This window comes from Bacteroides mucinivorans (assembly GCF_034654355.2).
Taxonomy (GTDB): Bacteria; Bacteroidota; Bacteroidia; order Bacteroidales; family Bacteroidaceae; genus Bacteroides; species Bacteroides nordii.
In genome coordinates this window covers 571,663-587,803 of record NZ_CP178179.1, presented here as the reverse complement: position 1 = coordinate 587,803, position 16,141 = coordinate 571,663, and the positions used below count along the sequence as shown (strand labels likewise).

The 16,141-nt window shown below is 40.3% G+C and carries 13 protein-coding genes and 1 tRNA gene; 7 read left to right on the top strand and 7 right to left on the bottom strand.

Annotated elements, in window-relative coordinates:
* Positions 1 to 56: 56 nt before the first annotated feature.
* Together VCM39_RS01950 and VCM39_RS01945 are read right to left on the bottom strand one after the other, a co-directional pair.
* The gene (locus VCM39_RS01950) at positions 57 to 932 is read right to left on the bottom strand and encodes a hypothetical protein (protein WP_322934028.1); all 876 of its coding nucleotides are present in this window, start codon (positions 930 to 932) and stop codon (positions 57 to 59) included.
* A gap of 231 nt (positions 933 to 1,163) precedes the next feature.
* Positions 1,164 to 1,247 (bottom strand) — tRNA-Leu (locus VCM39_RS01945).
* Between the two features lie 158 nt (positions 1,248 to 1,405).
* Here VCM39_RS01945 and VCM39_RS01940 point away from each other — a divergent pair.
* Both VCM39_RS01940 and VCM39_RS01935 read left to right on the top strand, forming a co-directional pair.
* Positions 1,406 to 2,488, top strand: coding sequence for a mannose-1-phosphate guanylyltransferase (locus VCM39_RS01940; RefSeq protein ID WP_025868293.1), 1,083 nt, complete (start codon positions 1,406 to 1,408; stop codon positions 2,486 to 2,488).
* 162 nt (positions 2,489 to 2,650) lie between these two features.
* Positions 2,651 to 3,826 carry a DUF418 domain-containing protein gene (locus VCM39_RS01935; protein ID WP_221649190.1) on the top strand — a complete coding sequence of 392 codons (1,176 nt, stop codon included), beginning with the start codon at positions 2,651 to 2,653 and terminating at the stop codon, positions 3,824 to 3,826.
* A gap of 64 nt (positions 3,827 to 3,890) precedes the next feature.
* Here the strand turns inward: VCM39_RS01935 and VCM39_RS01930 are convergent, their stop codons facing one another.
* The 3 genes from VCM39_RS01930 to VCM39_RS01920 all read right to left on the bottom strand — a co-directional run bounded on the left by VCM39_RS01930 (position 3,891) and on the right by VCM39_RS01920 (position 6,137).
* Positions 3,891 to 4,289, bottom strand: a complete 399-nt coding sequence (locus VCM39_RS01930; protein WP_221649189.1) for an HIT family protein — start codon at positions 4,287 to 4,289, stop codon at positions 3,891 to 3,893.
* Between the two features lie 51 nt (positions 4,290 to 4,340).
* Complete coding sequence (gene greA / locus VCM39_RS01925; protein WP_007487469.1) at positions 4,341 to 4,805, bottom strand: transcription elongation factor GreA; 465 nt, start codon at positions 4,803 to 4,805, stop codon at positions 4,341 to 4,343.
* 180 nt (positions 4,806 to 4,985) lie between these two features.
* Positions 4,986 to 6,137 carry a thioredoxin-like domain-containing protein gene (locus tag VCM39_RS01920; RefSeq protein WP_221649188.1) on the bottom strand — a complete coding sequence of 384 codons (1,152 nt, stop codon included), beginning with the start codon at positions 6,135 to 6,137 and terminating at the stop codon, positions 4,986 to 4,988.
* A gap of 196 nt (positions 6,138 to 6,333) precedes the next feature.
* Here VCM39_RS01920 and pnp point away from each other — a divergent pair, with 196 nt between their 5' ends.
* The gene (pnp, locus tag VCM39_RS01915; protein ID WP_221649187.1) at positions 6,334 to 8,460 is read left to right on the top strand and encodes a polyribonucleotide nucleotidyltransferase; all 2,127 of its coding nucleotides are present in this window, start codon (positions 6,334 to 6,336) and stop codon (positions 8,458 to 8,460) included.
* Positions 8,461 to 9,429: 969 nt separating this feature from the next.
* Here the strand turns inward: pnp and buk are convergent.
* Together buk and VCM39_RS01905 are read right to left on the bottom strand one after the other, a co-directional pair.
* On the bottom strand, positions 9,430 to 10,491 hold the full coding sequence (gene buk, locus VCM39_RS01910; protein WP_221649186.1) for a butyrate kinase: 1,062 nt from the start codon (positions 10,489 to 10,491) through the stop codon (positions 9,430 to 9,432).
* A gap of 8 nt (positions 10,492 to 10,499) precedes the next feature.
* Positions 10,500 to 11,408 (bottom strand): phosphate acyltransferase, encoded by a 909-nt coding sequence (locus VCM39_RS01905; RefSeq protein WP_221649185.1) that lies wholly within the window; start codon positions 11,406 to 11,408, stop codon positions 10,500 to 10,502.
* 167 nt (positions 11,409 to 11,575) lie between these two features.
* Here VCM39_RS01905 and VCM39_RS01900 point away from each other — a divergent pair, with 167 nt between their 5' ends.
* From VCM39_RS01900 to VCM39_RS01885, 4 genes are all read left to right on the top strand, one after another.
* Positions 11,576 to 12,487: an LD-carboxypeptidase gene (locus VCM39_RS01900; RefSeq protein ID WP_322934027.1), complete on the top strand. Its 912-nt coding sequence runs from the start codon at positions 11,576 to 11,578 to the stop codon at positions 12,485 to 12,487.
* 74 nt (positions 12,488 to 12,561) lie between these two features.
* Positions 12,562 to 13,563, top strand: a complete 1,002-nt coding sequence (locus VCM39_RS01895) for a M20 family metallopeptidase (protein WP_221649183.1) — start codon at positions 12,562 to 12,564, stop codon at positions 13,561 to 13,563.
* Between the two features lie 35 nt (positions 13,564 to 13,598).
* Entirely contained in the window at positions 13,599 to 14,030 is a 432-nt protein-coding gene (locus VCM39_RS01890; RefSeq protein ID WP_221649182.1) for a SufE family protein, read from the top strand.
* Positions 14,031 to 14,089: 59 nt separating this feature from the next.
* Positions 14,090 to 16,141: a hypothetical protein gene (locus VCM39_RS01885; protein WP_322934026.1), complete on the top strand. Its 2,052-nt coding sequence runs from the start codon at positions 14,090 to 14,092 to the stop codon at positions 16,139 to 16,141.

Genomic DNA, 16,141 nt, shown 5'->3' with positions numbered 1-16,141 from the left:
AAGACAAAGGAATAAAGAGAAAAGATTGACAGCAAATTGAGATTCTCAACCTATTCTCAAGAATTCTTCAGATTCTTAACGCAATTATCAATAATCTGATATTCTTTCCCTAGTTGAGAATGCTTTTTCCGATTAACATTCCGCAATGCGCTTGATAAATCACTGGCCGTTACATATTCATTACGACCTGAAGAATAAAAGATTTGTTTCTGTTCTATCACAGCTTGCCACTGTCTGAATATATACTCATTCAACGAAAGCTGATTAAAGAGATAACATAGCATTTCATTATTAGTTAATTTCAAAGTAGAAACTGATGTACAGTCAAACAAAGATGTTAGTTCTGCTATTGACACTTTTGATTCAAATAAACTTATCTCATTGATGCATGCAACTAGCAATTCTATTTGAGGAGAAGTGAACTTATGCCTAAACGATTTCTGCTTTTTAGGAGAAGAGGTGGAAGTCACGGATAATACTGTTGCTTTTTCATTTATCGAAGCTAGTAATTTCTCCTGAGGTCTAGAAATATCAGAAGTACCTTCCATAACATTAATAGATTCCACAGAAATGCCGACATTAAATTCCATAGTAAGTTGACGATAGTTCTCCATAGCAAGATATTTTTCTCTAAAGTATTTTTCAACTAAATCTTGACGGGTCTGTAACAATTCACAAACAAACTGAATATCCCGATTCTGTCTATTCACTTCTTTTATGGATACATTCCTGCTAATATCTATGAACCTGCACTCATAACAAAAGTCCCTCACAAAACGTATATAAGATTTTTCTCCACTCACAACTTCTTCATTATACCTAAAGTTAATTTTCAACAATAACTTATATAGAGGGTCCGTATGAACAGTTTGCATAACATATAGTCCAATTAACGTCAGCAATGTAGCTATTGAAACAAAAATCAAATCCATATACTCTGTTTTAGAACAAAGATAGCCGGATGGATGAAGAAGAAAGTTTTTAAGAAAAGAAAAGTAGAAAAAGAGTAATCTAATTAACTAAAGGTTTAACAAATTATAAAAATGAGACTTATGATACAATAAAAGTACACTCTTTCTTTGTTTTCGTCAATCAGTACACATTTAGTACACTTCATAGAAAGAAAAAGCCCTGATAATCAGATGATTATCAGGGCTTTTAAGTACCCAGACCCGGGGTCGAACCGGGATGGAAGTGAATCCACTGGTGTTTGAGACCAGCGCGTCTACCGATTCCGCCATCTGGGCATTTGGTTTCAATTGCGGTGCAAAGATACGTCTTTTTTCTAAACCTACAAGCTTTTTGATAAAAAAAGGAGGAAAAAATTATAAAACATCCCTTAAACACTTCTCTGTTCAAAGAATAAACCGTAAATTAGCAGAAACTTTTAAAAACAGTCAATATCATGACAGGTAAAGATAATTATTGTGTAATTATGGGAGGTGGCATTGGCAGCCGCTTCTGGCCATTTAGTCGCAAAACTCTGCCTAAACAATTTTTGGATTTCTTTGGTACCGGACGCTCTTTGTTACAACAAACTTTTGACCGCTTTAACAAAGTAATCCCCACGGAAAATATACTCATCGTAACCAATGCAATGTATGCGGACCTGGTGAAAGAACAGCTTCCTGAATTGAATCCGGATCAAATTTTACTTGAACCGGCAAGAAGAAATACCGCTCCCTGTATCGCGTGGGCTTCCTATCATATTCGTGCATTAAACCCAAATGCTAACATAGTAGTAGCTCCTTCAGACCATTTGATACTAAAAGAAGGTGAGTTTCTGGAAGCAATTGAAAAAGGACTCGACTTTGTAGCACATTCAGACAAACTACTCACATTAGGCATTAAACCGAACCGACCGGAAACAGGTTACGGATATATTCAGATAGCCGAACAGGATGGAGAGAATTTCTACAAAGTAAAAACTTTTACAGAAAAACCAGAACTCGAACTGGCTAAAGTTTTTGTAGAAAGTGGTGAGTTTTATTGGAACTCCGGATTATTCATGTGGAACGTTAATACCATTATCAAAGCCAGCGAAATATTATTACCCGAATTAGCATCAAAGCTGGGAGCAGGAAAAGATTTCTACGGAACTCCCGAAGAAACTTCTTTTATTGAAGAGAACTTCCCTGCTTGTCCCAATGTATCTATTGACTTTGGGGTAATGGAAAAAGCAGATAATGTTTATGTGTCACTTGGGGACTTTGGTTGGTCGGATTTAGGAACATGGGGATCATTGTATGACCTCTCTCCGAAAGACGAGAACAACAATGTCACTTTGAAAAGCGAATCATTAATATATAACAGCAAAAACAATATAGTTGTCTTGCCTGAAGGAAAACTGGCAGTCATTGAAGGACTTGAAGGTTTCCTGGTTGCTGAATCAGAAAACGTATTGCTCATCTGCAAAAAAGACGAAGAACATGCTATACGAAAATATGTCAATGACGCCCAGATAAAAATGGGAGATGACTATATCTAAATAAAGGAAGGGGCTAAAAAGCCCCTTTTTTTTATCAAGTATATACTCTATCTCAGTTTTGGCAAAAGATATATAGATATTAACAACTATTCCTTTATCTTTGTCGAAAAATCTCTTACCATTCCGGATATGTCCGGTTTATAGAATAACACCAACTGAGAAATGGACAAAACTCTTCAAAACTCTCACAGACTCAATGTAGTAGATGCACTACGTGGTTTTGCCTTATTGGCTATTGTATTATTGCACAACTTAGAGCATTACAATATTTATTTTATTCCCGAAGTTCAACCCGACTGGCTACAAACGCTGGACAAAGGGATATGGAATACTCTGTTCTTCATATTTGCAGGAAAAGCCTATGCAACATTCTCACTCCTTTTTGGATTTAGTTTCTACATTCAATACCACAATGCCGAAAAGCGGGGAATAGATTTCCGTGGACGTTTTGCCTGGCGCATGATCTTGCTATTCTTGTTTTCACAATTGCATGCACTATTTTATAATGGCGACATCTTATTGCTTTACTCCATCGTTGGACTCACATTGATTCCCGTTTGCAGACTAAAAGATAAAACGGTCTTCTGGATTGCACTGATTCTGCTACTCCAACCTTTTGAATGGGGACGAATGATCTATGCACTATTAAACCCCGATTACATAATAAGCGCAGATAAGTTCATGCCTTATGCCCTACTTGCCAAAGAGGCTACCAGTCACGGAACTTTTCTTGAGGTTTTAAACAATAATATATGGAACGGACAATTATACAGTAATATCTGGCAGGTAGAAAATGGACGTCTATTCCAAACAGCCGCTTTATTTATGTTCGGGATGTTACTGGGACGCAGGAAATACTTTATCAAAAGTACATCTACAATCCGTACCTGGAAGCATATACTCAAACTATCTATCATCACTTTTATTCCACTACATATCCTTCGTGTTTTTGCTCCGGCATACATCCATAATCAGTCTGTACTAACGCCCTTCAACATAGCCATTCCATCGCTGGCAAATTTTACTTTCATGCTTATTTTAATCTCTGCATTTACATTGTTATGGTTTAAGAAAGGCGACGGATATAAATGGCAGCAGATAGTTATTCCCTATGGACGAATGAGCCTGACTAACTATATCTCACAGTCCATCATAGGCGTTTGTATTTATTATGGTTTTGGATTAGGACTTTATGCATCTACCGGAGCAACCGCAACGCTATTCATCGGATTATTCATATTTACGATCCAGCTGATGTTCAGTCGCTACTGGCTGGAACACCATAAACAAGGACCACTTGAGTTTTTATGGCGCAAAGGTACATGGATAAAGATATAAAAACAACAAAGCGCACTATCCACCCGGACAATGCGCTTTTCCATTATTTAGAAGAAGAAGGTATTTATTTCACCCATGCCTGATGAATGCTTCCGGCTATTTCCTTAAACTCTTCATCAGATAATTTTAGTTTCGGATTGGAGATTATCATATCCGATTCCTTATTGATAGGAATAAGATGAATATGAGCATGAGGAACCTCCAAACCCATAACAGCTACCCCCACACGTTTACAAGGAACAGCTTTCTCTATAGCACGAGCTACCGATTTGGCAAAGACATGCATGGCTGCCAGGTCATCATCACTCAAATCGAAAATATAATCAATCTCTTGCTTGGGGATAACCAACGTATGCCCTTTCACCAGCGGATTGATATCAAGGAAAGCAAAAAAACGTTCATCTTCTGCCACCTTATAACAGGGAATTTCACCTGCGATAATTCTACTGAATATTGTTGCCATAACCTAAATATATAAAATAAGGCAAGCCCTTATAACGGACCTGCCTTAGTGTTAAAATGAAATGTTTACTACCTCCAGACTGATTTTACCTTGTGGCACCTGAATCTCAGCAACATCCCCCACTTTCTTGCCAAGTAGTCCCTGAGCAATTGGGGTACTTACGGAAATCTTTCCTTCTTTCAGGTTAGCTTCACTTTCGGATACAATGGTATAAGTCATCTTCATACCATTCTTTGTATTCTTCAGTTCTACTTTATTCAAAATCTGTACTGAATCTGTTTTCAGTTTTGACTCATCAATAATCTTCGCGTCTGCAATAATTGCCTTCAGCTTATTGATTTTCATCTCAAGCATACCTTGCGCCTCTTTTGCAGCATCATACTCTGCATTTTCTGACAAGTCACCTTTATCACGTGCTTCGGCTATTGCCGCAGAAATCTTAGGGCGCTCTACTGTTTCCAGCTCTTTTAGTTCTGCCATTAATTTCTTGTAACCTTCTTCTGACATATAAGCCATGATGTTTTTCCTCCTTTAATTTAAACGGTCATATAAAACAAAAAAGAATTCCAACATGAGCCATGCTGGAACCCTCTTTTCATTATTTCTTTTGCAAAGATAGGCTTTTAAATGATACGCGTCAAGCAAAAACCAATGCTATGTAACATATTTAAATGAAATCTTCTAATTTATAACAACTTAAAGCAATGATTTGATCGCACTATCCAGGTCTTTTACATCTTCACCACGTGCACTCAGTTCATTATTCCGGTTCACAAGAAAGAGAGCAGGCACCTGACGAACATTGTATAACGCAGCAACACTGGAATATATTCCATTACCGTCACGCACACAAACCCAAGGCAGATTGTCGGCTGATGTTTTCCAGAAATGCTCATCTGCATCCAAAGACACCTGATAAATTTCAAATCCCTGATTTGCATATTTATTATAAAGCTCACGCAACATCAGATTGTGGGGAGCACCTGCCTGAGTCTGATAAACAGAAAAATCCAGCAAGACAACCTTCCCCTTTAGTTCGCTGAGTTTACGAACATTTCCTTTTATATCCCGCAAACTAATATCAATTACGCCGGTTTCGGCTATCTTATCCTCAGGTATTTCAATCGTTTTCTGCTTAGGAGCACGCGTATTCTTCATGCCCTTTATAACAATGTTATACAGATTCTTGGAACGGATAGCATGAGGATAGGAATTATTCAAACTGGTAGCCACCGCCGCAAAACACTTAATATCGTCTTTACTATTCAATGGATCGAAAATAAGATAGTCATTCAACTTCTGAAACAATGCAAAATAAGCAGCAGCTGTATTGGGAGCAGCAAAAATATAGTTTACTTTCACGTCGTCCTTATAATTCTTGAGCAACACAGACAAACTATCTTCAAAAACATCATGCCCCAATTTATTGGAACGGGCAGCTGCCAGTAACACATTCACTTGATTCTGCAAATGAGCCTGCTTCAAACTTAACTCTTTAATTTTCTGACTGTTTTCAGAGCCTTCTACCGTATAGGAAGCAGCAAAATCAACATAAGGCGCCTTTATCTCAATGGTCTCTGTTGAATCAACTGAAAAATTAATAACTTTGTCGTCTACACGCAACCGGTAAAACTCAGGAGATTCCGGACGAGCTTGCCGAAAACTGAACGAACCATTCCCCTTCAACTTCACTGAATCCAAAGGTATAATACCCTCAAGAGCTGATGATTCCAGATAAAGCATTTTACCATTGGCATCCGAAACCACCCCATTCACTTTAAACTGGGGGCCGGAATTACAAGAGCTCAAAGCTAAGGCAGCAAGTGCTACAAAAGTTATTTTTTTCATATCTATGCATGTTATTTTTCGAACTGCAAATATAGTTCTTTTCGAGACTCGTCAAAGCATTTTGTTCTGTTCTTCACCCTTTTTTTGAAAAAAAACCAAATAAGCAATAACTTTTTATCTCATTCCCACGATATTAGAACGATAAATATATATCTTTGCAGGAATTTTGAAAGAAAATATAGATAAAACAATTTTTATGATCAACCCAATTGTTAAGACGATCGAGCTGGGAGATGGCAGAACCATCACGCTCGAAACGGGAAAGCTGGCAAAACAGGCAGACGGTTCTGTAATGCTTCGCATGGGTAACACCATGTTACTTGCTACTGTTTGTGCCGCTAAAGATGCAGTTCCCGGAACAGATTTTATGCCGCTTCAGGTAGAGTACAAAGAAAAATTTGCAGCATTTGGCCGCTTTCCTGGTGGTTTTACAAAAAGAGAAGGAAGAGCTTCCGATTATGAGATTCTTACTTGCCGCTTAGTAGACCGTGCTCTCCGCCCCCTATTCCCCGATAATTATCACGCAGAAGTTTATGTAAATATTATCCTGTTCTCAGCAGATGGTGTTGACATGCCCGATGCATTGGCAGGACTTGCCGCTTCAGCAGCACTTGCTGTATCAGATATTCCATTCAACGGACCGATTTCAGAAGTACGTGTAGCACGTATTGATGGTAAGTTCGTTATCAATCCTACTTTCGACCAGCTTGAACAAGCAGATATGGACCTCATGGTTGCCGCTACTTATGAAAACATCATGATGGTAGAAGGCGAAATGCACGAAGTATCAGAAGCTGAACTGCTGGAAGCAATGAAAGTAGCTCACGAAGCTATTAAGATTCATTGTAAAGCACAGATGGAACTAACTCAGGAAGTTGGTAAAACTGTAAAACGTGAATACTCACACGAAGAAAACGATGAAGAACTTCGTAAGGCTGTTCGCGAGGCTTGCTATGACAAATCATATGCTATTGCAGCTTCCGGAAACAGAAACAAGCACGAACGTCAGGAAGCTTTCGATGCTATCCGTGACGAATTCAAAGCTCAGTTTACTGAAGAAGAACTGGCTGAGAAAAGTGCATTGATCGACCGTTACTACCATGATGTAGAAAAAGAAGCTATGCGTCGTTGCATTCTGGACGAAGGTAAACGTCTGGACGGACGTAAGACAAACGAGATTCGCCCTATCTGGAGCGAAGTCAATCCATTGCCGGGACCTCACGGATCAGCTATCTTTACTCGTGGAGAAACTCAGTCACTGACATCTGTTACACTTGGAACCAAACTCGATGAAAAAACTATAGACGATGTACTGGTTCACGGAAAAGAGCGTTTCTTATTGCATTATAATTTCCCTCCTTTCTCTACAGGAGAAGCAAAAGCACAGCGTGGTGTAGGACGTCGTGAAATTGGTCACGGACACTTGGCATGGCGTGCATTAAAAGGTATGATCCCTACAGATTATCCTTACGTAGTTCGTGTCGTTTCTGATATCCTCGAATCCAACGGTTCTTCTTCCATGGCTACTGTTTGTGCCGGAACATTGGCACTGATGGACGCTGGTGTAAAGATCAAAAAACCGGTATCTGGTATCGCTATGGGATTAATCAAGAATGCAGGTGAAGACAAATATGCAGTACTTTCGGATATCCTTGGTGATGAAGACCACTTGGGAGATATGGACTTCAAAGTAACCGGAACTGAAAACGGTATCACTGCTACGCAGATGGATATTAAAGTAGACGGTTTGTCATTTGATATCCTTGAACGTGCATTGAATCAGGCAAAAGAAGGACGTATGCATATCCTCGGCAAAATGCTTGAGACTATTAACGAACCTCGCACTGAGCTGAAAGACCATGCTCCACGTATTGAAACAATGACTATTCCGAAAGAATTCATCGGAGCTATCATTGGCCCGGGCGGAAAGATCATTCAGGGTATGCAGGAAGATACAGGTGCTACTATCACCATCGAAGAAACAGACGGAGTAGGCCGTATCGAAATAGCCGGAACAAACAAGAAAAGCATTGACGACGCTATGCGTATCATCAAAGGCATCGTTGCTGTACCCGAAGTTGGTGAAGTATACAAAGGTAAAGTTCGTTCTATTATGCCTTATGGTGCATTCGTTGAATTCCTACCGGGTAAAGACGGATTGCTCCACATCTCTGAAATCGACTGGAAACGTCTGGAAACAGTAGAAGAAGCCGGAATCAAAGAAGGTGACGAGATTGAAGTGAAACTAATGGATGTTGATCCTAAAACTGGCAAATTTAAGCTGTCCAGAAAAGTATTACTTCCAAAACCGGAAAAGAAATAACAAAGCATTGCTTTTTATAAGATAAAAAATGGCTGAACTTATTGTAGTTCAGCCATTTTTTTTATTAATAAGTTTGTTTTTCTCTAAAAACACTTCCCAAAGAATAATAACCGAAAATTCCGGCATTTCCATTAATAAATCATTCAGAAAAACTACTGGCTTACTTATCAAATCAACAATCAGAGCGTACATGAAATATTATAGAAAGTCCGATTCTCTCTGAAAAAGAGAATCGGAAAGTACCCCCATACTTTCCGATTCGAAACAGTCAAAAATCGACCTTAATCAATTTATTAACTTAACACATTACAAAGATATGAGAAAAATTTCTTTGAAAGGATATTTATGCCTAAAAAGTTTAGCATTCAAGCAAATATTACCTACTATAAAGATTACTCTTTTCCTTCTTTTGTTCATTATATTTCAAGTTTACAGCGAAAATAACTAATCACAACGTACAATGTTAGTATTCCTTGTTATAATCTGATAATGAGCCTATTATTCTCAGAAGTAGAATCACAGGCCGAATTCCTGTTTATTTATAATAAGAATACGTAAGTCTCAGACACACCATAACGGTTGATGCTAATAATAAAACAATATCGAAGCCTCCCAAAGCTATACTAATTAGCTTAAATTGAAAAAAGAAGATTACAGAGAGTAAAGCTGGGAATACTTTGCTCCTTATTCTATAATAAGTTAGAGTACTTCTCATAGGCTTAGCCTACAAGTTATACTACGGATCAATAGAACAAACCACGGTAATACTTCTAATCATTACCGTACTTTCTTATTGTAGATAAAAGTACACTTTTACAACAAAAACATCCCCATGTTCTTATATAAAACATCCGGATGTTGTGATGCACAACATCCGGATGTTTTCATAGCAAACTTCACATCTTAAGCAAAGTATTCTATACTATTATTACAATAAAATATCGCTGTTCTCTATACGCCCAACCTGTATCATTTATATTCAGCAATAGGCAATTCTCCTCGCAAAGCTCCTAATGCATTCTGCGCCAGAGCTTCCAGTTCATCTTCACCCGGATAGACATACACTGGAGCAAGAAAAGAGATACGTTCTTTCAAACGGGAAACGACATAATCGGAATGGGCAATCCCTCCCGTCAATAGTATTGCATCTACTTTACCATAAAGAGCTACGGCAGCCGCACCAATACTCTTGGCCACCTGATAAATCATTGCATTCAATATCAACTCCGCCTTCTTATCTCCATTCTCTATAGAAGCTACAATAGCAGGAACATCCGTCGTACCCAAATGTGCTGTCAGACCGGCACGACCGGAGATACGTTTTTTTAATTCATCTTTCGTAAAACGTCCACTATAACATAAGTCTATCAATTGCCCGGCCGGAAGAGTTCCTGCACGCTCAGGCGAAAACGGTCCTTCACCATCAAGCGCATTATTTACGTCTATAGCACGCCCATGATCGTGGGCACCAATAGAAATACCTCCGCCCAGATGACAAATAACAAGATTCAGATTTTCGTATCTCGTATCGTGTTCGCGGGCATAGCGACGGGCAATAGCACGCTGGTTCAATGCATGCCAGATCGTAACACGAGGCATAAGAGGCGATCCTGTGATATGAGGTATTTCATCCATTTCGTCCACCACACCGGGATCAGCAATGAAAGCACGACAACCGGGAAGCATAGAAGCCAACTCTGCCGCAATAAGACATCCCAGGTTGCAGGCATGCGTACGCATAGCATGAAGAGTATCAAGCCGCATAGCCTCATTAACTTCGTATACACCTCCGGGAATTGGTTTTACCAGTCCTCCACGGCCGATAATGGCATCAAACTGGAAAGGAATTCCTTCCTTCTCCAGTTCCGTAAGTACAAGAGATTTACGAAAATCAAACTGATCGGTCACCTGTGGAAAGGTAGCCAACTCGTCTACCGTATGACGAATGTTACGAACCAACAACGGAGTTTCATCCTCAAAAACGGCAATTTTCGTCGAAGTAGAACCGGGATTAATGGCGAGTATCTTCATAATACATCTTATTTACAAGTAAGGCATGCCATAGCCATGCTATAATATTTTGACAAACCGGAATCACTGCGTGAAGGCAATACCACCGGACAAACAGGACCTTGCAGCAAACCTGCCATATCTGCATTGGCAAAAAGAGACACTGACTTATAAAAAGTATTACCAGACTCAATATTAGGGAATATCAAAACATCTGCCTGCCCGTTGATAGGTGAAACAATCCCCTTTATATTACCACTTGCCTGTTCACAGGAAGTACGGACATCCAACGGACCATCAATAATAACATTACCGAACTCACCGGCCTCTGCCAACTCCACAATATTCACATAATCTAACGAATGGGGAAACTTGGCACTGACTTTCTCCGTACAATGGATAAGAGAGATACGTGGCTGTTCAATCCCAAAAGAATGACAAGTATGAATGGCATACCAGATCATTTCAATACGTTGTTGCAAAGTAGGACGGGGAATAACGGCCGCATCAGAAAAAAACAGTAATTTATTATAGGTCGGAATCTGCATCACAGCAAGATGAGTCAATACTTTCCCTTTAGGCAACAGTCCTTTTTCCTTGTCGAGAATGGCATGAAGTAGGTTATCCGTATTAATAATCCCTTTCATCAGAATATCTGCTCCACCTTCACGAACAATACGTACAGCCTCACGGGCAGCCTCATCCGAATTTTCAACATGGATGGTTTTTACCAATTCGGGATATTTCTTTAAAGTAGGATACTTCTCAAGTATCGCCGAATCTCCGATCATCAGAAATTCAGCAATTCCTTCTTCAAGAGCACGGGCTATAGCATATTCTGTATTGGCATCATTGGCACAAACTACTGCAATCCTCTTCCGTCTATTCAACGTTTTCAAATGAGATGTCAGCTGATCGAAATTTCTAATAGGTTCCATAACGTTAGATTTTTAGCAAATATCAGAAAAATGATTGAAAAATACAGCATAGTAAAGTATAAAAATAACGTATACGCGTAACATTTTGTCACGCAGGGAATAAAATTCGTTAAACTTTATGCTACAATGTGTTGAATATGTACATTTGCAAAAAACAACAAATGCGTATGAATAGCCTGATTCTACCTCCTTATTTAAGTGAAGGTGACAAAGTCGCCATCGTATCTCCATCAAGTAAAATAGATAAGTCGTTCCTTAAAGGAGCCAAAAAACGGTTGGAATCCTGGGGATTAAAAGTTGTAACAGGTAAATATGCAGGGGCTTCGTCGGGTAGATACGCAGGAACCATCAAACAACGATTAAAAGATTTTCAGGAATCGATAGACAATCCGGAAATAAAAGCTATTTTTTGCAGTCGGGGTGGATACGGGGCTATACATCTCATTGAGAAACTCGACTTTACTCTTTTTCGTGAACATCCCAAATGGGTAATAGGGTTCAGTGACATTACTGCACTCCACAATCTTATACAATTCAATGGTTTTGCTTCTTTGCACGCGCCGATGGCACGTCATCTTACTGTAGAACCGGAGGATGATCCCTGCACATTACATCTGAAAAATATTCTTAGCGGCAAACTACCTGAATATTGCAACAGAAGGCATATACTGAATAAGTTAGGAACAGCACGCGGTGTTCTCCGTGGGGGCAATATGGCTGTTTTTCATGGTTTACGGGGTACACCTTATGATATACCGGCAGAAGGAACAATTCTTTTTATTGAAGATGTCAGCGAACGTCCTCATGCCATAGAGCGTATGATGTACAATCTGAAGTTGGGCGGAGTGCTCGAAAAACTTTCCGGACTTATTATCGGACAATTCACCGAATATGAAGAAGACCGTTCACTGGGAAAAGTACTATATGCCGCGCTGGCCGATCTCGTACAGGAATATGACTACCCGGTCTGTTTCAATTTCCCGGTGGGGCATGTTACCAATAACCTGCCACTGATCAATGGGGCAGAAGTAGAGTTTACAGTAGGTAAAAAATCAGTTGAATTGAAGTTCATTTGTTAATAAACCATGGCTTCCGGAGCAAGCTATAGTGAAAATCATTACTTTTGCCTGTACAATAAAAACAGTTATCTAAAATGAAAAGGAATTATACCATGTTACTGGCCGGTCTATTACTCTTTTCCACTCTTTCTCTTTCTTCTTGCGGAAACAAGAATAAGGCAAGTGAAACGGTTGAGGAAGTTGCAGCAGTCCAGACGCCTCAGTTTGATGCAGACAGCGCCTATCAATACGTAAAATCACAGGTTGACTTCGGACCACGTGTGCCCAACAGTAAAGAACACGTTGCCTGCGGTAACTACCTTGCATCACAACTGGAAAAATTCGGAGCCAAAGTAACCAGCCAATATGCCGATCTTATCGCCTATGACGGTACATTGCTAAAAGCCCGTAATATCATTGGGGCCTACAAACCGGAAAGTAAAAAACGTATAGCTCTCTTTGCACATTGGGACAGCCGTCCCTGGGCTGACAATGACCCGGACCCCAAGAATCATCACACCCCCATTCTGGGAGCAAACGATGGTGCCAGCGGTGTAGGAGTATTACTCGAAATAGCCCGTCAGATGCAGAAACAACAGCCGGAACTGGGAGTCGACATTATCTTCCTTGATGCTGAAGACTACGGTACACATCAATCTTATACGGGCGCCCACAAAGAAGATGCCTGGTGCCTGGGTGCACAATATTGGGCACACAATCCTCACGTACAGGGTTACAACGCCCGTTTCGGAATTCTACTTGACATGGTAGGCGGACAACAACCCACTTTCTACCGCGAAGCTTATTCTGAAAAATACGCCAAAGACATTAATCAGAAAGTATGGAAAAAAGCCAATGCACTGGGATATGGAAAGTTTTTTATCAATGAAGTTAACGGTGGAGCAACGGACGATCATCTGTTTATCAATAAAATAGCAGGAATCAAAACAATTGACATCGTTCCCTGTGACCCGGAAGGAGAATACTCTTTTGACCCGACGTGGCACACATTGAAAGATGACATGGACAACATCAACCGTAACACTCTCAAAGCCGTAGGGCAAACAGTGATGGAAGTAATTTATAACGAAAAATAATATGTGCACAACGTGCCATGTAAATAGATATACTCATGTCAATTAATGAATTACAAGACGAAGTGATAGCTGAATTCAGCGACTTCGATGACTGGATGGATCGTTACCAGTTGCTTATCGATTTAGGAAATGAACAAGAACCGCTTGAAGAGAAATACAAAACGGAACAGAATCTGATTGAAGGTTGCCAAAGCCGCGTATGGCTACAAGCTGATGAAGTAAATGGTAAAATGATATTCAAAGCGGAAAGTGACGCGCTGATTGTAAAAGGTATCATTGCTCTGCTTATAAAAGTTCTTTCGGGACATACACCGGATGAAATTTTAAATGCAGACCTTTATTTTATCGATAAAATAGGCTTAAAAGAACATCTATCGCCCACTCGTAGCAACGGTTTACTCTCAATGGTAAAGCAAATGCGGCTTTATGCATTGGCATTTAAAGCCAAAGACGAGAGTAAAAAATAAGAATCAAAATGAAAATCTGCGGATTTAAATGCTTTCTACTTGCAAGCAGCTTGTGCCTTATGGCACAAACTTTGCTTGCAGGAAATCTTGATATCAAGAACGGAAAGTGGAGAATTACATTCAATAAACACACACAAACAGTAGATTATCTCTACCAGGAAACAACACTGCTAAAGGAGGCCTTCGTACAGGCAATCAATGCCAGTGGAGAGGTCTTGAAAAGTTCCGATTATCCCATTGCTACTTTGAAACGGGAGAATATCTCGGACACATTCGGTAAAGGCAAAAAATATACATATGTCTATTCCGGCCGGCCTGGTAAAGAAAACCTGGAACAAGTGTTCTACTTTTATCCCACACGCAATTATCTGTTGACAGAAGCCTATCTCACATCAGATCAACGAACAAGCTGTAACTGGATAGCTCCGATTATGAGTAATACCAGTAGCACATTCCTGCCTGCCGATGGTGACAATCGGCTGTTGGATGTCCCCTTCGACAATGATAGTTTCCGTGGTTACTCCGCCAATCCCTGGAACACCAGTTCTGTTTCTTGTGAAGTAACAGCCCTCTATGATGCCACCAGCCGCCAGGGACTCTGCCTGGGTTCGATAGAGCATGACAACTGGAAAACCGGCATAACCTACAGTAGTTCGGACAATAACCGCCTGCAAAGTCTCTCCGTATTTGGCGGACTGGCAGATGCCCGCACTAATGACATTCGCCCGGAAAAAGGGCCTGCTATCCATAAACATGGAAAATTGTATGGTACACGCATCAAATCACCCAAAATCCTCATTGGCTTTTTCAAAGACTGGCGTACCGGTATGGAGAGCATCGGTGAAGCTACAGCTCTTATCACTCCACCACTACCCTGGCAGGAAGGGACAATTTTTGCCTGGCAAAGTTGGGGAGGCATGGCCGATAAAGTGAATTATACCGGTGCTATTGATATCTCAGATTATTTCAGAAATAAATTGCAACCTGCCGGATTTCATAATGAAAACGGAGAGGTATATATGATACTCGACTCCTTTTGGGATAACTTTAATGAACAACAGCTCAAAGACTTCGTATCTCATTGCAAAGCCAACGGGCAGATTCCGGGTATTTACTGGACACCCTTCTCCTTTTGGGGAGGTGAGAAAGACAACTGGGATGTGGAAGGCACAAACGGTAAATACAAATATGGCGATATCATCATTACTGCCAGCGGCAAACGTCGCAAAATAGAATCTTATGCACTTGACCCCACGCATCCCGGTACGCTGGCCCGTATAGACTGGCAAATAAAACGTTTCAAAGACTGGGGCTACAAGTACGTAAAAATAGACTTTATCAACAACGCAGCATTGGAAGCCGATAAGTTTTATAATCCGGACATTACCACCGGCATACAAGCCTACAACTATGGCATGAATTACTTCGCCAAAGCTTGTGGTAATGATCTCTTTATTGATCTCTCTATTGCTCCCGTATTTCCGTCGCAATATGGTCACGCCCGCCGCATTTCATGCGATGCCTGGGGAAGTATAGACAACAGCCAGTATATGCTCAATAGCCTTTCGTTTGGTTGGTGGCTGGATCGTGTATATCCATACAATGACCCCGATCATTTGGTACTGAATGGTAATTCTGAAGGAGCCAGCCGTATTCGCGTCACTACAGGAGCTATGACAGGAACCATGTTATTAGGTGACAATTTTAGTTTGAAAGGCTCCTATCCAGGCAATCAGACGGTTCGTGACCAGGCGGAAAAGGTAGTGCTTAATGCCGGCATCAATGCATTAGCACAATTAGGACGTTCATTTCGTCCGGTAGAAGGTAATATGCCTGTTAACTTTAGTACGGGAAGCGGCACTTATGGTGTAGAGAAGTTCTTTATGCTTGACACAGAAAATGCGCTTTACCTTGCTGTATTCAATTATAATGCATCGAAAGAAGCCACAGAGACAATCAGCCTAACCAGACTGGGAGTCAATGTGGCCAACGTAAAACGCATCAAGGAATTATGGACCAACACTTCTGTAAGCCCCACAGGAAATGAATTGAAATGTGAGATTCCCGCCGGTGACGTAAGGGTATATTGCCTTGAGAAAAAGAAGAAATAA